Raw genomic sequence first — 21,552 nt, forward strand, 5'->3', positions numbered from 1 at the left:
AACATATCTACATCGTCTGGCTGTGGTTCGGGGTGTAAATCTACAGTCATGTTATCGGGGTTAAATTTACCCCAAATCTGCTGTCTGAGAGAAATGAAGAGGGTATCAACTTTTTGGTAATAGGCGGCTGGGACGATTTCTTTGATATCAGCAGAAGTTTGATGCTGATTTTCTTCGGTTAGTTGTTGATAAAGTGAGTTTGCCTGCTGTTGTTGTTGTTCTAGCATTGGTGCCACAATTGACCAAGCTTGATGGTGTAACTCTTTAAGGTCTGTCAGTTCTTGATTGCCTGTGATTCCCTCTGGTAGCAAATGGGATAGGTGTTTGCTTCTCGGTAAATTGGGTGCAGATATTCCACCCCCGCTAAAATTAACGGTGCTTGTTCGTCCCGCAATTTTTCTTGTAATGCCTGATCAATGGCGTAGGAAAATTGTAAAATACCCACTTGATGTCTATCATGCTCAGGACTTCCCTGTCCATGAAACTCCCCTGGATGTTGAAAAGGATTAGCAGTTCCGCCTCTAGTTGTAGCAATGCGGTGCTGGACACCTTTTTCTGAGTTATCCTGTATCAGCAGCACTGCTTCTAAATTGGGCGGCATATTTTCTACCGTCACTTCTTGCATATCATAGTGATTGCCCTCAAAGAAACGGACATTTTGTTGAGCCAACGTCAGGAGGTAAAATTTGCGATCGCTATTAATTAAATGCAGTAATGGCTTCACATGAAATTGCTTCCCTACCACTACTAACTCTGGTACTGGCATCGGCAAACAGTAATACCGAAATATTCCAGGGGAAATAAACACCGCTAACCCTGTTCCTGATGTTCCCAAAAATCATTTCGATCCAGTTCCATTGCTGGTTGTAGCAACTTCAGGGCTTCTGTATGGCGCATTGCGATCGCATCTAAGCGTTTTTCTGCCTCTCGTATCGCATTTTTAAAGCGAATCGGATTTTCTCGAATCTCCGCCCCTGACTTTTGCATCGCAATATACAAAGAAATACAAGGTGTTTGCACAGTATCAATGAGATTCTTTAACTCATCAATATATAGTAATGTCATAGGATGAACTTCCTAGCTCGATGAAATAAATCTAGATTGTGTAGTTTTATTTCAAGAGTTGATTGAGTAAAAATCATCTTTCTTTTGATAAGATTTTCCTCTATATCCACCTTTCCCTAGAAAGATAAATATTTTATGTCTCGAATTTAATTTGTGACCATTATTAAGTTAAAATTCCTCAACTGTTCAAGAACTATACTCTCACTGAAATTTTCCAAAGCCTGTAAAAACTGTCTTTTTTCCTCCTAAACCTGTAATTTTGGATTTGCAATTTTAAATTTGAGCTTTTTCAATCCAAAATCTAAAATAATTTACTTATGGATGCCTCCGAGCTATTAGAAACAATCACACTCCTAATTGAGCAAGCCGAACAAGGGGAAATAGATCCTTGGGATGTCCAAGTCATTGATGTGATTGACCGTTATTTAGAACTAATGACACCCAAAACAACAGCCAGAGGTTACGAAGCTGACTTATCCCAATCTGGACAGGCTTTTCTTTCTGCATCAATGTTAGTTTTATTTAAAGCTAATACTTTAATGCAATTATCAACAGCCACAGATGAACTAGAAGAAGTCATAGATGATGCCTTATTAGATGGCGAACTAGGACTATTACAACAAGGTCATCGTTTACAATTAGAGCGACATTTGCGTCGTCGTCCGGCGGCCATGCCTCCTCCTAAACGCCGTGTGACATTGCAAGAGTTAATCACACAATTGCAAATCATGGCGAACCAGCTCAAACTGGTACAAAAAGTTGACAAACCAGCGCGCATCAAAAGACAACCCAGTGTCAAAAGTATGCGAGAAGCACTGGAGTTAGCACACCAAGAAAACTTAACTGAAGTAGCCGGTGAACTAGAACAAGTTTTACATTCTGCTGCCCAAGAATTACTCTTAGAGCAAAACTACCTAAATTTACAACAGCTCGTACAATTGTGGACACAGACAAAGCCACCAACTGCAAACCCTGCTCACCATGAATCAGAAAATACTCACGTAGTCAGTGTTTTCTGGGCGTTGCTGTTGCTGTCAGCCCAATCTAAAGTAGAGCTATTGCAGGAGGAATTCTACGAAGATATTAAGATCCGCCTAATTACGAATGTAAATCACACCAATTCAGGATTACCACAACCGATGAGCTGAAAGAATTCCCAGCCAAAGCAAGATAGAATATTCGGTGACTTGACCACACCAACGTGTTTGTAGTGGGGTCAGAGCAAAAATCCGATGAGATTTAATCTAGCCGTCCATCAGTTGCGATAATCAGTCAATTCCTGTTATCCCTGTTGTGAGGGGCTACCTAAAGAATAAATAAAAACTGATGATTAAGTATCATTCAATGAAACTAAACTGGCTTGTGGTTGAGGAATAAATATTATGAAAGCGATGATTCTCGCAGCAGGTAAAGGTACTCGTGTTCGTCCGATTACCTACACGACTCCCAAACCGATGATTCCCATCCTGCAAAAGCCAGTCATGGAATTTTTGGTGGAACTTCTGCGTCAACATGGTTTTGACCAAATTATGGTCAATGTTAGCCATTTAGCGGAAGAAATTGAAAACTATTTCCGTGACGGTCAAAGATTTGGGGTACAAATTGCTTATTCCTTTGAAGGAAAAATTGACGATGAGGGTAAACTGATCGGGGAAGCGATTGGATCAGCTGGTGGAATGAGGCGTATTCAAGACTTCTCACCGTTTTTTGATGATACCTTTGTAGTTTTATGCGGTGACGCGTTGATTGACTTAGATTTGACGGCCGCCGTCAAGTGGCATAAATCCAAAGGTTCAATTGCTACCATCATTTCCAAATCCGTTCCCTTGGAAGAAGTCTCTAGTTACGGTGTAGTGGTGACTGATGCAGATAATCGCGTCAAAGCCTTCCAAGAAAAACCTTCAGTAGAAGAAGCACTCAGCACCAACATCAATACAGGTATTTACATTTTTGAGCCAGAAGTATTTAAATATATCCCCTCTGGGGTGGAATATGACATTGGTAGTCAATTATTCCCCAAATTGGTAGAAATTGGTGCGCCTTTCTACGCCATTCCTATGGATTTTGAATGGGTAGATATCGGTAAAGTTCCAGACTACTGGCGGGCGATTCGGGGTGTGTTGTTGGGTGAAATTAAAAACGTCCAAATCCCTGGACACGAAGTCGCACCAGGTATCTACACTGGTTTAAATGTGGCTATCAATTGGGACAAGGTAGACATTACAGGGCCAGTTTACATCGGCGGGATGACCAGAATTGAAGATGGGGCGAAAATCGTAGGCCCGGCGATGATTGGCCCTAACTGCTGGATTTGTAGTGGTGCGACTGTTGATAACAGCGTCATTTTTGAATGGTCACGTTTAGGTGCGGGAGTCAGATTAGTCGATAAGCTAGTGTTTGGGCGTTACTGCGTTGATAAGACAGGCGCAGCCATTGATGTGCAAGCTGCGGCTTTAGACTGGTTGATTACCGATGCACGTCAGACTCCACCACAAACCACACCCTTGGAAAGACAAGCTATTGAGGAGTTGTTGGGGACGAATGTAATTTAGGGAATGGGGAATGGGGAATGGGGAATGGGGAATGGGGAATGGGGAATGGGGAATGGCGACAAGGGAGATTTTACTTCCATGCCCAATGCCCAATGCCCAATGCCCAATGCCCAATGCCCAATGCCCAATGCCCAATGCCCAATGCCCAATGCCCAATGCCCAATGCCCCATGCCCCATCTTAACTATTAAGATATGTGTATCTTCTGAGACTTTGCTCGTAGGTTTGCAGGAGTCTTTGGGATTCAGCTAGGGTGATGCGCTTTTCTTCTAAGGCTTTTTCACAACGCTGACGAATGTTCTCTACCATATCCTCAGAGTCATATTGTACGTAACTGACTACTTCGCTCATGGTGTCACCTTTGACTACGTGTTCAATTTGGTAGCCTTTGGGTGTTAGCTGGATATGCACTGCGTTGGTGTCGCCAAAGAGGTTGTGTAAGTTACCCATGATTTCTTGGTAAGCACCATTGAGGAACATTCCTAGATAATAGGGTTCTCCTGGTTGGAAGGGATGCAGTTCTAGCACGGATTTGACATCACGCAGGTCGATAAAGCGGTCAATTTTGCCGTCACTATCACAGGTGAGGTCTGCTAAAATTCCTCGCTGGGTCGGTTCTTCACCGAGGCGATGGATGGGCATAATGGGGAATAGCTGATCGATCGCCCAGCAATCTGGTGCTGATTGAAACACTGATAAATTGACGTAGTAAATGGAAGCCATAATTTTTTCCAGGTCTTCCAATTCGTCTGGTACGTAATCATGCTGACGAATAATGTTTAATATTTTGCGGCAGCAAGCCCAGTACAATCGTTCAGCTTTGGCGCGTTCCCGCAGTCGTAAAATGCCTAAGTTAAAGCGGCTGATGGCTTCTTCTTTAAATTGGGTTGCGTCGTGGTAGAACTCTTGATAGTTCTCTTTGTTAATCGATTGATAGGTTTCCCAGAGGTAATTGATCACCGGTGATTCGCCTTCTTGTGGTGGTTCTGGTAAATCTAAGGGGACTTCACTGGTACTGAGAACATCAAAAATCAACACTGATTGGTGGGAAGCGATCGCCCTTCCACTTTCACTAATTAAGGTCGGTACGGGGATTTGCTTTTCCGCACAGGTATCTTTCAACTCTGCCACGATATCGTTAGCATAGTTTTGCATATTGTAGTTTTTCGAGGCGTAGAAGTTGGTCTGAGAACCGTCGTAATCTACACCCAAGCCACCACCGACATCGAGATATTTCATATCTGCACCCTGAGAAGCTAATTCTACGTAAATCCGGCTAGCTTCTTGGATGGCATCTTTAATCACGTTAATGGCAGAAATTTGCGAACCGATATGGAAGTGCATCAACTGCAAAGATCCTAATAAATCGGCTTCGCGCAATTTGTCAACGGCTTGGATAATTTCGGGGATTGTCAGTCCAAATTTGGCGCGATCGCCTGTGGATGTTCCCCAGCGTCCCATACCTTGGGTACTTAATTTTGCCCGTACACCCAAAATCGGTCTAATTCCTAGTTGATGACTAGCGGCAATCACCAAATCGACTTCTTCAACTTGTTCTAAAACGATGATGGGGGTTTGCCCTAGTCTTTGGGCTAACATCGCTGTTTCGATGTATTCTCGGTCTTTGTAGCCGTTGCAAATCAGTAATGCGCCTGGGGTATCCAATATCGCTAAGGCAATCATTAATTCTGGTTTAGAACCGGCTTCTAGACCAAACTGATGGGGTTTGCCGAATCTAACCAAATCTTCAATCAAATGCCGTTGCTGGTTACATTTGACAGGGAAGACACCACGATATACCCCAGGGTAATTGTATCGGGCGATCGCTTTGGCAAAACAAGCATTCAACCGTTCAATTCTGTCTTCCAAAATATCGGAAAAGCGAATTAATAGGGGTAATCCCAAATTACGTTGCTTTAAAGCGTTCACTAATTCAAATAAATCTAGAGAACCACCGCGATCGCCTTTGGGAGAAACAGTCACATGACCAGCCGCATTAATTGAGAAATAAGGTTGTCCCCAACCTTCAATGCGGTACAAGGCTTCGCTATCCTCAATCTTCCAAGCACGAGAAACATCCCCTGTACTTGGTGGTAATAGCTTCTTGTGTTTATGACCTTTTCCTTCTAGTTTATTGCCGTTAGATGGCACTTTCACCACTTCATCCGATGTAGCAGTTGACTCAACACCCATGTCTGACCTCTGTGTTTCACCCACGAATAAACAATTTAACGCATTCACTTAGCAACGTATATGCACTCTTGAGATAAACTCTGATTGGTTGATAGTCAATAGTCAATAGGCCACAGTCAATGGTCAATAGTGAAACTCTGAGACTTTAAACTGTAGATTTTTGACTTTTGACTCTTGACAGTTTGCAAATTTTATTGCTTCTTGGGAGATAGCTTTGGAACGCACATTCTTAGCAATTAAGCCAGACGGCGTACAACGTGGACTAATAGGCGAAATTATCCGTCGCTTTGAAACAAAAGGTTTTACCCTAGTTGGGTTGAAATTTTTGCAAGTCAGCCGGGAATTGGCTGAACAACACTATGATGTACACCGCGAAAGACCATTCTTTCCCAGCCTAGTTGAATTTATCACATCTGGCCCCGTAGTGGCGATGGTGTGGGAAGGTGATGGTGTGATTGCTGCTGCCAGAAAAATCATCGGTGCGACTAATCCCTTAACCGCAGAACCAGGAACAATTCGGGGTGATTTCGGCATTAACATCGGCCGTAACCTGATTCACGGTTCTGACGCACCAGAAACTGCTGTGCGCGAAGTTAGTCTGTGGTTTAAAGACGAAGAATTAGTCAACTGGCAACCTCATTTAACACCTTGGTTGCACGAGTAATTTCATAGGGCATGGGGAATTGGGCATGGGGCATTGGGCATGGGACATACAATCTACCTTGTCCCCCTTGTCTTCCATTCCCAATTCCCAATTCCCCATTCCCCAATCGTTATTTCGTCACTTCACTTTTTCCGGTTCTATTTGGGGTGTTTCTGTAACGGTGCGTTTGGAGAATCCCCAAGCTAAAATTAGGGCGATCGCGGTAATCATTAGCCATTCTGGTGGGACTAAATCATCGTTGATGACTTTTAATAACAGGCGCAAACCCACTAAGGAAACGGTAATATATCCCGCGTCTTCTAAGTTTTCAAATTCATCTAACCAACGGATAAATAAACCAGCCATGAAGCGCAGGGTAATAATACCGATGGTAGTTCCGGTGAGGACTAACCACTTTTCTTGAGATACGGCGATCGCAGTTGTCACGCTATCTAAAGAAAAGGCTAAGTCGGTGAAGGCAATTACTGGTATAGCTTGCCACAATGAATTGAAACGTGGCCCGTGATGATGGTCGTTTTCTGACTCTGCGGAGGTAAAGTGTTGGAATACCAACCACAACAGGTAGGCCGCACCCAAGAGTTCAAATTGCCAAAACTTTTGGACTTCCGTGGCAGTTAACAATAAAGTAATTCGCAGCACATAGGCGACAACTAAACCAATGTTGAGTGCTTGACGTTCTAGTTTTTTGTTGTCTAGTCCTTGGGCTATGGCTGCAAGTGCGATCGCATTATCAGCAGAGAGAACTGCTTCTAAAAATACCAATATCAGCAGGACTATAGAAGCTTCTATGCTGAGATGAAAGTGCAGGGAGTCAAAAATTTGGTCTAGCATTCCAGGTTTCTCAAGCAGGGAAAATAAAAAATTAACAGGGATAGCGAATTTAATCTAAAAAGTGCAACAAATTGCTACTTTCATTCAGCTTAACCTGTAGGCGAACAATTCTGAAATGTTGGTTGTTATGCGATCGCTTAGATAGACGATCATCATTAGCACATCCACTTACTTATTCAGCCCTTTTACTCGACTGAATTTTCTGTGATTTCTGGAATCTATACAGTGTTAATGAATACTTTTAACAATCAGAGGTAAACATTATCTGCATTTAAAATTCTAGATTTACCTAGAATCAAGATTCGTGTAAAATCATGCCAATGGCAATGTAAATCATACTGAATATTAAGGAAATTCTCAATGGCTATTGGTAAAACTAGGTTGTATCAGAAACCTGTAATGGCTGGGCTAGGTGTGGTGTTTGGGGCGTTGGCTGTGGCGTTTCCTCAAGCTGTGCATTCTCAAACTCAAAGTATACCTGTAATTCGGATTTTAAGGGTAACTGCCAATGGCGGTACTACTTTCAAGTTACAAGAAAACTGGTTTCTTCAGTCTGGACAAATTCAGGATAATAGTAAAAAGTGTGGTGTCAGGACGGGGGATAAGTTTTTTGTTGCTACTATTAACGATAATCGCAATAGTCAGACGGAATTTAAGGACGGTAATCGAGTAGAGAGACTCCGCGATTATTACACCGTCACCTTCGACAAAACTTTAGCTTGTAACCAGCAAGGACAAACATGGTATATTTTTAAGAAGCACGTCCAGCAATTACAAGCTGTGCCTGTCCGCTAGGGGACTCCTAACTTAAAAAATATACTATCACTGTGTAGGCAGGGGGGCAGGGGGCAGGGGGAAAAGGAACGATGTCTGACTCAGAAATTGGATAGTTTATTTTCTGGAAGTCGCTAAAAACTGATTTTTGCTGATAGTGTTTAACTTCTCACAGAATTTCTGTTAGCGTTTTTAACAAGCTGTCGGCTAAATTAGATAGCTCTTCATCTTGAGTTTCGCCGATAGCTAAAATATTTTTTAAAGTAGTTAATCTATCGCTAGTGGGAGTAATTCGCCACATTTCTTCTAAGTTAACTGCTAAATCAAACAGCGAGCGATCGCCTAAATAATTTCTTAACTGGACAGCTACAACATCATCACTGATGAGAAATTCTTTAATCTTATCTAACACTGGGTTAGCAAAGATTTCGTCATTTCCCCATGTTTCTAGCCAGTCTCCATCCACATCATCAACATAAAGATGGATAAAATTCAAACCATAACTGAGCCAGTCTTGCTGCATTGTTCTGGCTGTTGCTAAAGCTTCAGTAAATGTTTCCATCTGGTAATTATAATTATGAGTTTCTTTGTGGTTAGCCATGTTAAGCCATCATTGGCAAATTGATGAAATACGCAATTCGCAACAACAATTAAGAGAATTTTAAATATTTGCCCTCAGCTAAAGAGTCACTGTTGTATAGAGTGACATTCACTAGTTGATTGATGAAATTCGCATTTTGAGGATTGTAACTTAGGAATAATCCTCTTTCTATTTCCCAAGACCGTAGCGTATTTTCCCATGCTTGGTGTTTCTGCCGATTTAGTTCTTCACTCACGCTGGTAATTTGAATACAGAGTGGCTGTTGTTGATGATTACTAACTATTAAATCCGTAGCCATAGAAAGATCAGCAATATAACGCTGCCAAACATTTCCATTGCGACTGGCAATTTGTTGCGCTATTGCTCTTATGATATCATCATCTTCTTGATTAAACTCCCCTGCCATTAATTTTTGTTTCCAAATGTAGAACTTTGCATCAGTCGCATTAATCCATTTGGGAAACAGATATCCGTACCAGTATCTTTCATTCGGTGTCATTTGTGCAAATTTAGCTGCTTTTTCTGCCTCTGATGGTAGAGATTGAATAATCAGCCAGATTGTCGAATCTGTAATCACCTCTAGCAAAAAAGCCAGCACCAACGGTTTAGCGGTTAAAGAACCAGGTTTAATGTCTTTGACCCAGCGATTTATTTCATCTAATTTTTTCGCTAAATTAGCATCTATCGATGCAGCCTGCTCGATGAGTGATTTTAATTTATCTTTTATCTCATTGGCAGGCAGGCGATCGCCTATCCTACTATAACCGTAGCTTTTTGCTGTCATGAGTCATATTTCGACCAATCGATGTTACTCTGCACCCAACATTTAATTATTATTTTATACTTTAAACACAATACAGAGTAGCCTTCAACACTAAGATAGCAGATAAAAAACTGATACTAAGTTTGGAATTGAGATTTGGGCTGGAATGTTGCTTGCTAATCAATGCCTGGAAACTACCATTTTTGGGAGCAAACAATTTTGGATTTGAGATTTTAGATTGACTGTTCTGCTCAATCCAAAATCTAAAATTCGGAGGGTCAAGAGTCTGGAGTATAGCTGACTCTTGACTCTGATGAATCTAGCAGAGGGCGAAGTTAAGCCCCTCGTCGGAGTGCGGCTTCTACCTGCTGAAATTCTTGTTCTAAACGGTTTTTGAGTTTTTCTGGTACAGGTCTATTGGGGTAAGAACTGTAGTGACCAGCCAAAGAGTTGAGGGCTGTTCGCATAGTGGTAAAGGAACTCAGGCCTGAAACCGAGTTAACCCTTTGATAGCGAGCCGAAAAATCATTAATTTTTTGTCGTGCTTCTGCTTGAATTGCCGCTTTTTCTGGTGAATCAGGCGATACTTCTAAAGCTTGCTTGAGAACACCAACTACAGCCAAGGTATCTTGACGGTAATCCCCTGTTAAGCTATCTGGGCTACCACAGCCTACTAAGCCTATGGCAACAACCAAGACGAGAGCAAGCAGACGCGACCAATACCGCTTCATAAGCATTATGTAAAACTATACGTAAATCAACGTCCATCGTATCTTGTATTGGTATCTTGAAGATCAAGTTAGGTGTTGTAAGTTGCCCTGAAATGTAGCAGTATCCTCAGTTTTGGGTGGAGATGGTTTTAAGTAAAGAATTATTTTCACACCCACTTGGGATAGATAATATTGTGAAATCCAAAATCTAAAATCCCAAATTGGTATCACACGATCGCTAGACTAGACTGATTGATTTTTTGATATAAAGTATCTCGTTGCTGGTATGGTCTACCCAAGGAAGCGATCGCAGTTTGTAAACTGGTCACATCCATACAAGTACCACCGACAGCACCCGCCATACTGGTGATGTGTTCTTCCATTAATGTGCCACCAATATCATTACAACCCCAAACTAATGCCTCTGTTGCACCACTTAATCCCAGTTTTACCCAACTGGGTTGATGGTTAGAAATCCAATTACCTAAGTAAATCCGCGCTACTGCACTTAAGTGTAAAGCATCGGCTAGGACTGGTTGATCACGTCCCACACGACGACGTAAGGATTTGGGGGCTTCTTGTCCCACAAAGGGTAAGAGAATAAATTCGGTAATTTTGGCAGGATATCCTTTTTGGAGGGCGGTTTGTTGGAGCGATCGCAATTTTTCTAAATGTCCAATTTGTTGGGATGGGGTTTCAATATGTCCCGATAGCATGGTGCTAGTGGTATGTAAGCCTAATTGATGGGCTGTGGTAACGATTTCTAACCAAGTTGCCGTGTCAATTTTTTCTGGACACAGGACACGCCGCACCTGATCATCTAAAACCTCTGCGGCTGTTCCGGGCATGGAATTTACCCCCGCATCTCGTAAAGCTGCGATCACTTCAGCATAGGTCAAGCCATCAATTCTGGCAATGAATTGCACTTCTTGGGGGGAAAAGGCGTGCAGATGAATTTGGGGAAATTCCTGTTTGATGGTTGTTACTAACTTGAGGTAGTAGGTGAGAGATTTCCCGTCAATTTGGGCTTCTGGGTTTAATCCCCCCTGCATACAGATTTCTGTCGCACCACGCCGCACCGCATCTTGGGATTTTTCGAGAATTTGCGTCCAATCTAACCAATAAGCGGCTGTGTCTCCCGCATCCCGCCGGAATGCACAAAAACTACAGTGCTGCTCACAAATGTTAGTAAAGTTAATATTGCGATTAATTACGTAGGTAACAGTATCACCGACTTGCTGCTGGCGGAGTTGGTCAGCCGTAGCACGAATAGCTGCGATCGCTTCTGGGTCAGTTTGTGTTAACAATAACACGCCTTCATCTGGGGATAAGTCATCTCCCATCAGAGAACGTCTGACAATAGCATCAATAGGATTTTTCTGCACAATCAATCAATAAGAATTCAGCTAATCTACAATTATTATTTGTAAATCTAATTTTACTAGAAAATCACACAACTTTCATATTTTCGGAAAATTTACACTGATTAAACATCGCCAGGCAATATTTCTCCTCAGCCTCATAATAATAATCGCCTGATTCTTTCTAATCAATCAAATTGTTGATCATCATCCTTTGTGTGTTCATACTTTGCAAGTTTTAGAGGAATTTTCGCCGCGATCGCGGTTAGCAGATGCTGAGACTATTTTTGCTAGTATACGGAACAAATGATTCAGTTATTTTCCCTTAGTCTACTTTACTTTTTTATTTATTTGCTTATCAGTATTTAGTGACAGCATCAAAATCACTGCCAAAATGCAAAAAAAATTACTGATAGCAATTTTGTTTACTTGTTTATTACCAATGGCTGTAAATGATGGGTAGCCAGATTGTATTAATTCTGGTTCCCTTAATTACCCTAATTAGTGTATTAGCTTTACAATTCACCCTACCTATCAACAAGTTTGGACTGAAATATATTAGTAGTGCTATCTTTACCGCATTGTTTGTCATTGGTTTACATATCAATATCTATCTGGGAATTAACTATTGCGATCCTAGTAAAAATACAGAAACTTCAACTCTGCTGAATTGTTTATGCCAAGAAAGTAATCATAGTAATTGCTGTGGCTTACCAATATGTTAGCCAAACCTTTAGAGCCTTGTTTAATCAGCAAATATTTTTCTTAACTAAATAGCTCTTAGAACGATAGAAAAATTGTATTTGCCTATAAGTATATATCCCCTTGTGAAAATAGTCAGAGAGTCATTAAATTGGCAAAGAATGTCAAATTATGTGTTATTGGGATGACAATTTAATATCAGTAAATATATGGATTCAGTTTTGCCATTGACTAATTTGAAGAAGCTGGTTTCTGTGGAAAAACTAGCTTTAGCGGCGATCGCGATCGCTATACTGTTGAGAATAGTAAATTTAGGTAGTCGAGAGTTTTGGTACGACGAAGTTCTCTCATTACTGCTTTCTAATGGACACAATGGTAGCTATAGCACACCCAAAGACTTACCAGTTCTGTTAGCTGATTATACCTCTTTACTACAGCTACCTTTGGAATCGAGTCTGAGTGAGCTGATTTCCACCTTCAAAAAACTGATTTTGAATTTACTCAATGGAGAACCCCACCCACCGATATTTTTTCTGAGTCAACATTTATGGCTGCGTCTTTTTGGTAACAGCGAACCCGCGATGCGGAGTTTGAATTTACTATTTAGCATTGCAGCGATTTTTAGTAGTTACAGTTTAGGTAAAGTTCTCCTCAACCACCGTAGCGGCTTATTACTTGCAGCCTTTATCGCTGTTAACCCCTTTTATCTATTTCATTCTCTTAACGTGAGAATGTATGCGCCTTTGGTGTTGTGGACTTCACTCAGTGCAGTTGCGCTGATACATATAATTAATCATCAGCAAACAGAGCCAACTACCAAAAATCTACAGCATCGGTTAGTCTTGAATATTCTCTTCGTTACAGCCGTAGCAGCTGGGTTACTCACATTTTATTTATATGCTTATTGGGTAATTACTCTGACAATTTTAGTAATTTATCTTGATCGAAAGCATTGGTGGCAACATGGATTACGTTTAGCTACTGCGGTCATGATCACTATACCTTGGTTTCTCTGGGGTGGCATTAAACAATTCCGTAATGCTGACTTGAATCGGTTTGCGGCTAAACAAGGAATCATCACCGCATTTTTCAACCATCTACAAGATTTCTTTTACGCTCTCGGCACTAATATATTGGTAGGTGATTGGGTAACACGTTTACCAGTGATTAGCGTTGCCGCTTTTGGGGTGTTAGTGGTAGTTTTTATGCTCATCTGTAGTTTGCATCTGTGGCATAAAAATGAACAGCAAAATTTGTTTACATCTGTAATCTTAGGGATCTCCCCTTTATTACTAAGTTTAGCTGTAGATATTCTCACTAAAAAGAATACATTGGGTTTTGGTTGGGGCAGAACAACGATTATTATTCTACCTGGATGTTTACTATTATTTGTTGTGTGGTTAGAACAAGCAGTATCTCAGGAAAAGCGCACCATTGTAGCTGCTAGTTTATTAATATTGTACCTGGGAATTGGCATTAGCGATTTTAGTTTGAGACAACGTACCATATTCCATCAAATTGCCAATGTAGTTACCCAAGAAAACAATCACTCAACACTAATTGCGATGAATTCTAAAGCTTGGGGTCATGTGATGCGCCTAGCTTATTATATTCCTCCACAACTGCCTGTGATGCTATTAGCGGACAGTCCGAATAAATTAGCAGATTCCTTGGCCAACATATTAAACGATGAAAAAAATCAATATCAACGAGTTATTTGGTTAGACAGTGCCGATCCTGTTTGGTCTAGGTTAAAAACAGCCGCAGAAATCCAGACAGCACAGCAGAATATTCAGCAAGTTTTATCGCCGAAATTTAATCTCCAACAAACTCAAAATCTCAGAGGGACAATGGAAATAGACGATTTTACTCTCAAACTTTACACCCACTCTAACCATAAATGAAAGAAAACAAGTAATAGGAAAAGAAGTAACATAGGTGTACTGAGTTCTTTTTTCAAAATCAAATATGATTCCTATATGAACTCAAATTAAGTAAAAAGCTGGCAAAATCACCATGATTGATTTTTAGTTTTGGCTGATTTTACTACTCATGTGCATAATATACTTAAAGGTAATGTGCTGATGTTCAGTTTCAAAAGCTACATAGATAACGAATTCACATCTGTTGATACAGAAAAGCATCAGTTTGTAAACTCTATTGTGTTATTTTTAATCTAGTTTATGAATGTCAACTCATCCAGCACGTTATTAGCAGTCCCCACTGGCCCTTTACAGATTTCTGATTTACCACCTATTAATGAGGGAGCAATTGCATCAGATATTTTCTTTTCGTTGGTAATTCCCACTTACAAAGAACGGGACAATATTCACAGTGTCGTACAAATTTTGACTCAGACATTAAATGAATATATTCCTGAAGACTACGAATTAATTGTGGTCGATGATGATAGTCCTGATTTGACGTGGGAAGTGGCGCAATTCTTAACCAAGGAATATCCACAATTGCGGGTGATGCGGCGACAAGGGGAAAGGGGATTATCCTCAGCAGTGATTCGGGGTTGGCAAGTTGCTAGGGGTCAAGTTTTAGGTGTGATTGATGGAGATTTGCAGCATCCACCTGAAGTATTGACACAACTATTGTCGCAAATTTCCCAGGGAGCAGATATGGCAGTCGCTAGCCGTCATGTGGATGGGGGCGGTGTGAGTAGTTGGAGTGCTATTAGACGTTTCTTATCTCGTGGCGCGCAGTTATTAGGTTTAATTATCTTACCAGGAGTCTTGGGGAGAGTTTCTGACCCGATGAGTGGTTATTTTATGGTCAGACGTAGCAGCATTGCTGGGGCAACACTCAACCCTGTAGGTTATAAAATTTTGCTAGAAGTAATTGGACGGGGTAATATCCAAAAGATTGCGGAAGTTGGCTATGTCTTCTGTGAGCGCAAAGAAGGTGAAAGCAAGGTAACGTGGAAGCAATATGTCGAATATATTCACCATTTAATCCGATTACGTTTATCCACAGGTCGCCTGAAACGCATTAATCAGCTAGCAGCAAATTTTCCTATGGGGCGATTTTTGCGGTTCGGCTTGGTGGGCTTAAGTGGGGTATTTGTCGATATGGCGATGCTGTATTTACTCAGTGATCCTTCTACCTTGGGCTTACCGTTGACTCGCAGTAAAATTATTGCGGGGGAAATTGCCATTTTCAATAATTTCTTGTGGAATGATGCTTGGACATTTGCGGATGTCTCCATGAGACAGCAACAATGGCATCAACGGTTAAAAAGATTTTTAAAATTCAACGTGATTTGCTTGGCTGGGTTAATGCTGAACGTTTTAGTATTGAATGTGGTGTTTAATTTCTTAATTCGCAATCGCTATATTGCTAACCTGATTGCGATCGCGATCGCCACTGTCTGGAATTTCTGGGTAAACTTAAAACTAAGTTGGCGAGTTACTGACGTAAAATAATCGGCGAACTTAAATCAACGATGGAAGTCTAAGATATACAAATTGACACAAAAATTTATAGATGCGTTTGTATAACTGGCACTCTACCATGACATCTCGTTGGTTTCATCCTCTGATGTTGCTTTTGTGGTTCATCATCGCCCTGGGCTTACGTTTAACTAATCTTACAGCCAAGCCCCCTTGGACTGATGAATTTTCTACATTGGTGTTTAGCTTAGGGAATAGTTTTCTAGGAGTACCTCTAGATCAAGCGATCGCACCTGAGATATTATTACAACCACTGCAACCACAAGCCGCAGCCAGTCTCAATGATGTCTGGAAACACCTCAGCCACGAAACTAACCACCCCCCGATTTACTTTGCTTTATCCCATCTGTGGATGCAGTTATTTCCGACACAACAGGGTTTAGTCTCTCTTTGGGGGGCGCGATCTTTAGCGGCGATTTTCGGGGCTATTTCGATTCCGGCGATGTATATCTTCGGTTGGATTGTTTTTCGTTCCCGAATTGTAGCTCATTTAGCGGCGGCGATGATGGCTGTCTCACCATACGCGATTTTTTTGGCGCAAGAAGCCCGTCACTATACTCTAGCCATCTTGTGGGTAATTGCTTCCCTCACCTGCTTTGTGATTACCACACGCCACATCCAAAACCAAACACAGCTACCCATTCCTTTAGCATTGTCATGGGTAATCATTAATGCCTTGGGTATCGCCACCCATTATTTCTTTGTGCTGACTCTGTTTACAGAAGGCTTAGTATTAATAGTTTTAGCTGGGCGCAAAATTCATAATAGCCCCAAAATATTCCCCAAAGTATTCTTATCTCCCCCTTGGCGGCGCATCTATGCTGTGATTTTAGGTACGTTTATCACTGGTATAGTTTGGCTACCAGTTTTTTTACAGAATAGCTATGGTGATAAATTAACAGACTGGATACAGCAACCCCGTGTAGGATTTGCCTGGATAAGTCCATTTTTCCAAGCTTTTGCTGCTTGGGTAACAATGTTGTACTTATTACCAGTAGAATCACCACAGTTATGGATTGTGATTGCTTCCGGTTTAGTGATGCTCATCTTTATAATTTGGGCGGCACCGATTTTCGTCAGGGGATTGAAAGTACAATTACAAACGCCAGAAACGCAATTAGAAACACGGGTGTTAATGGGAGTAGTGATAGGTGCGATCGCTCTATTTTTTGTGTTTACCTATTTCCTGGGGATAGACTTAACTAGAGGTGCGCGTTATAACTTTGTCTACTTCCCGGCTGTGATCGTTTTACTAGGGGCGAATTTAGCTGTCATTTGGCAAAATTTCCAGCAGAAAAAAGCCGTGATATTGATTTGGTTCATGGGATTTTTGAGTGCAATTACAGTTATTTGCAATCTGGGATATCAAAAATACTATCGCCCTGATTTATTTGTGAGATTAATTCAACAAACATCTCAAGTTCCCGTACTCATTGCTACTACTCAAATTACTCACGTTCAAATCGGGGAAATGATGGGTATAGCTAGGGAATTCAGAATCAAAAATGTGACCAATCCTGCACCATTATTTTTGTTAGCTCATCAAGATAAAGATGTCAATACAGCTACTAAAACCCTAAAAAATACTCTCAGTCAATTACCCCGTTCCTTTGATTTATGGCTGGTAAATTTCCATGCTCCTGTTGACGAAGCCGTCAAAAATTGTACAGAGCATAGTCAGTCTTTACCAGCAATTAACGGTTATGAGTACAAAGTTTACCACTGCAAAATTAGTCCTACTTTGGATTTTGAATTTTAGTGGCTGGTTAATCACATGGAAATGAGATTTTAGGACTCTTGATTAGGAAGTAATTTCAGAATTTTGGGAAGAATTCTGAACAATTGTTTTTTGATGACGATAATCGTTGACACTCAGGAGCTTCCAACTAGAATTTTCTTCAAGTTCTAGAACCCATTGATGATAATCAAGCAGACTTTCTCTATGGCCAACACTAATAAATGTTGTTTTCGTCTCTTGTAACTGTTGATATAAATTCCCTTCATTATTCAAATCCAAAGCACTAGTTGCTTCATCTAAGATAGTAAAACTAGGATGAGTCACTAATAGACGTGCAAAAGCCAGGCGTTGTTGTTCTCCTAGTGATAATATGTTTTCCCAAGGCAGCTCAGTATCAAAACTATCAATGCGACTGAGCAAGTTTTGCAGGTTCACTTTTTGCAATATTTCTTTGAGTTCTGCATCGGTCATCTGACGATTTCTATTAGGATAAAGCAACTGTTCGCGCAAAGTTCCTAAAATAATGTAAGGTCGTTGGGGTAAAAACAGCAGGTCTTTGAGGGAAGGTCGCAACAGACGACCAGTTCCTGCATTCCACAAACCTGCGATCGCACGCAACAGTGAACTTTTACCGCGACCACTAGGGCCGACAATCAATAAACCTTCTCCCGGTTGAACAGACAAGGATAAGTCTTCAACGATTACCTGTTCATAGTCAGGCGTTTGTAAGGTAACATCCTCAAAAGCCAGACGATTTTCTTCTATGGTTTTAATAGTGCTGACATTCTCTGGTTGTTTGGTAACAACTTCTAAAGCATCCGAGAAATAAGCTAAACGCTCAACATAACTCGAAAATCTTCCAGAAGTGCCAAATTCATCAATTAATGTTGCCAAACCATTAGCAAACATACTACAAGATACAATTGCTTGGTTAACTTGTCCAAAATCAATTTCACCTCGAATATAGGCAGGCGCAAATATTAAAAACGGAAACAATTGGATTACAGATCGATATCCTCTATTAAAAATATCTTTATTTTTTTCCCAGTTAATTTTGCTTTCAGAATTTTTAAAGAGATTATTAAATCTGCGCTCAATTATATTTAATTCTTGGTTTTCCCCTTGGAAAAAAGCTATGGATTCAGCATGATTCCGTACATGAGTTAGGCTGTAGTTATAGCTTGCTTTAGATTCAAGTTCCTCTTGAGTAATTTTATCTAATTCTCGACTCAAAAAAACAGCAATCAGATTACCTATAATAGTATAAGTAAGTAAAATAGCTACTGCTACTTTAGAAATTGACCACAGAATTATTAAAAAAGTTGTCATTTCCAGGATTTTTTCAAACAAAGTAGCTGCAAAAGTTATAGCAGTCCTGGCAATAGGTTCGATTTCTTGAGATAGACGTTGGTCTGGGTTATCAATATCGGAGCTAAAATTGATTTTATAATAGGCACGATTGCTAAAATATTTTTCTAAAATCTGCTTGTTAAGCCATTGATACCAATCAAGAGCAACTTTTTTTCTGACAAATTTAGAATATCCTGTTAAGAGGGTGATTAAGAGCAGCCCAAAGCCATAAAGTGCTAACGTCTGAAAAAATTTAGAAACATCTTTATCTTGAACAATAATATCGACTAAATAGCGATCAACAAAGCTATTAAAGGCAGTTATGCCCACAAGCCCAATTATTAATAAAATGAGGAGAGCCAGCATCCCCCAGGCTTTAATCACATCGGAAAATGCTCTTATGCCTGACTCTGTTGGAAACCAGTATGGGGCGGCGATCGCTTTTACAGCTTCCCAAAACTTAGTAAAATTAGCAAGGAAAGCAGTATTTTTTGAAGATTTATTATAAATAACTTGATTTTGCATATTATACATCTTGCAAAAATAATTTTTTAGTATTATAAATTATTATGAAACTTTGTTTTACATTTCATGAGGTATAGCTATAAAATCAGGAAAATACATCATTAATATTGATATATATTTGAGCAAATTTATGATCTCAAAAAACAATTTTGCTATATTTCTCAAACAGAAATACAGCAAAATTATCTAATAATAATGCCAAGCCATTGCTTTTGTTTTGAGGTAAAAAGTGGCTCTTCCGTAGGTGTTATACTACAGTTAAAAAATCAACTGTTTCAGGCATTTACAACTTAGATTTTTTCCCAAAAGCTAAAACGTCAAGATTAAAAGCTGTTTTTCTTGCCCAGTGAGGTATATGAGCTAATTCATAGACGTTTTTATCATAACAGGTAATGAAGAACCTAAAAAATTAGGCATTCCAAACTTCAGGATTGACAATGTAAGGGGGCTTCTCACCTTGAAGCACTTGCAGTATTTGATTAGCTGCGGAAAGTGCAGCAGCCATACCGGCTTCAGGTGTAACGCCAGCTAGATGAGGTGAGAAAATGACATTGTCAAATTCATATAAGGGATTATCGATAGCTGGAGGTTCTGGTTCAAATACATCGATAGCAGCTCCTGCTATCAATTTTTCGCGTATGGCTGTAACTAAATCTGGTTGGCGAACTACCTTTCCACGAGATGTATTGATTAAAAAAGCAGTAGGCTTCATTTTCTTAAAAGCTTCTAGAGCAAACATTTCATAAGTCTCATCAGTTAGCTCAGGATGCAAAGATACAAAGTCAGATTCAGTAAGTAGGTAGTCTAAATCTTGTACTAAAGTTGCACTGACAGCTTCTGCTTTACTGCTGGGGACATAAGGATCATATGCTAAAACTCGCATCTGCAATGCTGTACTACAAATTTTCGCAACAGCACTACCAATCCTTCCCAAACCAACAATACCAAGAGTTTTTCCTTCGACTTGAATTGGTTGTACCTGATTACGAATTAAGTAGTTGCCTGCTTTGACAGATTGATTGAGAAAAGTTAGTTTTTTAGCAAGTGCTAAAATCATGGAAATTGTGTGTTCTGTCACAGCCGTTGTTGACAAGCCAGGATTATTAACTACGACAATTCCCCGTTTTGTTGCAGCAGCAATATCAATTGCATCAGTTCCAAATCCAGAGGTACTAATAACTTTTAAATTTTTTGCCAATCCAATTGCTTGGGCATCTAATTTAGTAGGATAACGGACAAATACGCCCGATACATCTTGAATAGCTTCATGGATTTGATGCTGTGTTGGTTCTTTGATAATCTCGATATTAGTGGATTCCGCAAGCAGTTTTTCACCTGTCTCATCATACATTTTCCCAATCAACAGAACTTTATGATTTTTAGTCTTGCTTAGGGAAGTTTGGGGGAAAATAGCGGTCATGGTAATTAACCTTAATTTGTTTGATACAACGATGTTTTAGACTCAATATTGGATGAATGAAATTGCTGAGACAACTTCATTTTTGTTGTCAGCAAATCAGAATTAGATGAGGATGAATCTAATAACTGAAAAAAGTTCTCGGCAATGGTAGTTAAAGGGTCAATCGCTTGTATAGAATCAATGCTATTAAGCTTGAGATATTTGGCGAGAATATGAAATTCTGTGCAACCAGAAATAAAGGAACGAGTATTATATTTATCTAACAGTTTTTGAACATCTTCAAGAATTGCTAGAGGATTTTGTCCTCGTTTTAATACTTTAAAAATCATCTCATGAATCAAGTGATGATCGTTTTCATCTGGAGAAATAATCAGATTTGCAGCAGTACAACCTTGATCAAACAATTTTTTCTTGTAAGTACCTGAACCTGCAAGTAAAAGTGCAGGCTCGTTATGTGTTTGCAGTTGTTGATCGGCAATTTTAATTAAAGAGATTACTTTATGAGTCTGATGCTCTGGGAGATGAGCCAAAGCATAATGAGCAGTACAACAACCAATGACTATGCGGTCTACTAATTGATTGAGTTTTTCTAAATGTATCTGCACAAAATCGATGAATTCTCTTTCATTTCCGCTATGCACTGAAGTCGTGCGATCTGGTGCAGCAGGAAGTGAGAAAACTATAACGTTGGGTGCTTCTTGTTCGTTGTCGATATACTGGTTGTATTCATAAATAGTTTTGAGAAATTCAACAGTAACGACAGGCCCCATTCCGCCTAAAACTCCCAACACTGGTAGTTTTTTATTCATAATTTTTCTCCAAATTTGCAATTGTTTAGTTGTATGG

At 40.1% G+C, this 21,552-nt stretch carries 19 protein-coding genes and 1 pseudogene; 8 read left to right on the forward strand and 12 right to left on the reverse strand.

Annotated elements, in window-relative coordinates:
- Window positions 1-766, reverse strand: a pseudogene (locus CV014_RS30685) (baeRF7 domain-containing protein); the annotation flags it as partial.
- A gap of 44 nt (window positions 767-810) precedes the next feature.
- A complete protein-coding gene (locus tag CV014_RS19165; protein ID WP_236143481.1) occupies window positions 811-1,065 on the reverse strand; it encodes a hypothetical protein in 255 nt (84 codons plus the stop codon).
- Between the two features lie 317 nt (window positions 1,066-1,382).
- Here CV014_RS19165 and CV014_RS19170 point away from each other — a divergent pair, with 317 nt between their 5' ends.
- The 3 genes from CV014_RS19170 to CV014_RS19180 all read left to right on the forward strand — a co-directional run bounded on the left by CV014_RS19170 (window position 1,383) and on the right by CV014_RS19180 (window position 3,800).
- Window positions 1,383-2,213 (forward strand): segregation/condensation protein A, encoded by an 831-nt coding sequence (locus tag CV014_RS19170; RefSeq protein WP_236143482.1) that lies wholly within the window; start codon window positions 1,383-1,385, stop codon window positions 2,211-2,213.
- 234 nt (window positions 2,214-2,447) lie between these two features.
- Window positions 2,448-3,617 (forward strand): sugar phosphate nucleotidyltransferase, encoded by a 1,170-nt coding sequence (locus CV014_RS19175; protein ID WP_236143483.1) that lies wholly within the window; start codon window positions 2,448-2,450, stop codon window positions 3,615-3,617.
- A 24-nt stretch (window positions 3,618-3,641) separates the two neighbouring features.
- The gene (locus CV014_RS19180; protein WP_236143484.1) at window positions 3,642-3,800 is read left to right on the forward strand and encodes a histidine kinase; all 159 of its coding nucleotides are present in this window, start codon (window positions 3,642-3,644) and stop codon (window positions 3,798-3,800) included.
- On the opposite strand, the gene speA is transcribed toward CV014_RS19180, so the two are convergent.
- Entirely contained in the window at window positions 3,797-5,809 is a 2,013-nt protein-coding gene (gene speA, locus CV014_RS19185; RefSeq protein ID WP_236143485.1) for a biosynthetic arginine decarboxylase, read from the reverse strand. The genes CV014_RS19180 and speA overlap by 4 nt on opposite strands.
- A gap of 214 nt (window positions 5,810-6,023) precedes the next feature.
- On the opposite strand from speA, the gene ndk reads away from it, so the two are divergent.
- Window positions 6,024-6,473: a nucleoside-diphosphate kinase gene (gene ndk / locus CV014_RS19190; protein ID WP_236143486.1), complete on the forward strand. Its 450-nt coding sequence runs from the start codon at window positions 6,024-6,026 to the stop codon at window positions 6,471-6,473.
- Here ndk and CV014_RS19195 read toward each other — a convergent pair.
- Both CV014_RS19195 and CV014_RS19200 read right to left on the reverse strand, forming a co-directional pair.
- The gene (locus CV014_RS19195) at window positions 6,433-6,579 is read right to left on the reverse strand and encodes a hypothetical protein (protein ID WP_236143487.1); all 147 of its coding nucleotides are present in this window, start codon (window positions 6,577-6,579) and stop codon (window positions 6,433-6,435) included. The two genes, ndk and CV014_RS19195, sit on opposite strands and share 41 nt — an antisense overlap.
- A gap of 11 nt (window positions 6,580-6,590) precedes the next feature.
- Window positions 6,591-7,304, reverse strand: coding sequence for a TerC family protein (locus tag CV014_RS19200; RefSeq protein ID WP_236143488.1), 714 nt, complete (start codon window positions 7,302-7,304; stop codon window positions 6,591-6,593).
- Window positions 7,305-7,664: 360 nt separating this feature from the next.
- On the opposite strand from CV014_RS19200, the gene CV014_RS19205 reads away from it, so the two are divergent.
- Complete coding sequence (locus tag CV014_RS19205; RefSeq protein WP_236143489.1) at window positions 7,665-8,099, forward strand: hypothetical protein; 435 nt, start codon at window positions 7,665-7,667, stop codon at window positions 8,097-8,099.
- A gap of 148 nt (window positions 8,100-8,247) precedes the next feature.
- On the opposite strand, the gene CV014_RS19210 is transcribed toward CV014_RS19205, so the two are convergent.
- From CV014_RS19210 to cofH, 4 genes are all read right to left on the reverse strand, one after another.
- Window positions 8,248-8,679, reverse strand: a complete 432-nt coding sequence (locus tag CV014_RS19210) for a hypothetical protein (RefSeq protein ID WP_236143490.1) — start codon at window positions 8,677-8,679, stop codon at window positions 8,248-8,250.
- A 49-nt stretch (window positions 8,680-8,728) separates the two neighbouring features.
- Window positions 8,729-9,421 carry a hypothetical protein gene (locus tag CV014_RS19215; protein ID WP_236143500.1) on the reverse strand — a complete coding sequence of 231 codons (693 nt, stop codon included), beginning with the start codon at window positions 9,419-9,421 and terminating at the stop codon, window positions 8,729-8,731.
- 356 nt (window positions 9,422-9,777) lie between these two features.
- Window positions 9,778-10,179 (reverse strand): photosystem II protein Psb27, encoded by a 402-nt coding sequence (gene psb27 / locus CV014_RS19220; RefSeq protein WP_192881642.1) that lies wholly within the window; start codon window positions 10,177-10,179, stop codon window positions 9,778-9,780.
- Window positions 10,180-10,379: 200 nt separating this feature from the next.
- Complete coding sequence (gene cofH, locus CV014_RS19225; RefSeq protein ID WP_329608402.1) at window positions 10,380-11,540, reverse strand: 7,8-didemethyl-8-hydroxy-5-deazariboflavin synthase subunit CofH; 1,161 nt, start codon at window positions 11,538-11,540, stop codon at window positions 10,380-10,382.
- Between the two features lie 884 nt (window positions 11,541-12,424).
- Between cofH and CV014_RS19230 the strand changes: the two genes are divergently transcribed.
- From CV014_RS19230 to CV014_RS19240, 3 genes are all read left to right on the forward strand, one after another.
- A complete protein-coding gene (locus CV014_RS19230; RefSeq protein ID WP_236143491.1) occupies window positions 12,425-14,119 on the forward strand; it encodes a glycosyltransferase family 39 protein in 1,695 nt (564 codons plus the stop codon).
- A 279-nt stretch (window positions 14,120-14,398) separates the two neighbouring features.
- Window positions 14,399-15,646, forward strand: coding sequence for a glycosyltransferase (locus tag CV014_RS19235; protein ID WP_236143492.1), 1,248 nt, complete (start codon window positions 14,399-14,401; stop codon window positions 15,644-15,646).
- A 61-nt stretch (window positions 15,647-15,707) separates the two neighbouring features.
- Window positions 15,708-17,432, forward strand: coding sequence for a glycosyltransferase family 39 protein (locus tag CV014_RS19240; protein ID WP_236143493.1), 1,725 nt, complete (start codon window positions 15,708-15,710; stop codon window positions 17,430-17,432).
- A gap of 42 nt (window positions 17,433-17,474) precedes the next feature.
- Here CV014_RS19240 and CV014_RS19245 read toward each other — a convergent pair whose 3' ends face one another.
- From CV014_RS19245 to CV014_RS19255, 3 genes are all read right to left on the reverse strand, one after another.
- Window positions 17,475-19,286: an ABC transporter ATP-binding protein/permease gene (locus CV014_RS19245; protein ID WP_236143494.1), complete on the reverse strand. Its 1,812-nt coding sequence runs from the start codon at window positions 19,284-19,286 to the stop codon at window positions 17,475-17,477.
- Window positions 19,287-19,695: 409 nt separating this feature from the next.
- A complete protein-coding gene (locus tag CV014_RS19250) occupies window positions 19,696-20,706 on the reverse strand; it encodes a hydroxyacid dehydrogenase (RefSeq protein ID WP_236143495.1) in 1,011 nt (336 codons plus the stop codon).
- An 11-nt stretch (window positions 20,707-20,717) separates the two neighbouring features.
- On the reverse strand, window positions 20,718-21,515 hold the full coding sequence (locus CV014_RS19255) for an aspartate/glutamate racemase family protein (RefSeq protein ID WP_236143496.1): 798 nt from the start codon (window positions 21,513-21,515) through the stop codon (window positions 20,718-20,720).
- Window positions 21,516-21,552 lie beyond the last annotated feature (37 nt).

Origin of the sequence: Nostoc sp. CMAA1605 (assembly GCF_021596505.1) — a bacterium.
Lineage (GTDB): Bacteria > Cyanobacteriota > Cyanobacteriia > Cyanobacteriales > Nostocaceae > Trichormus.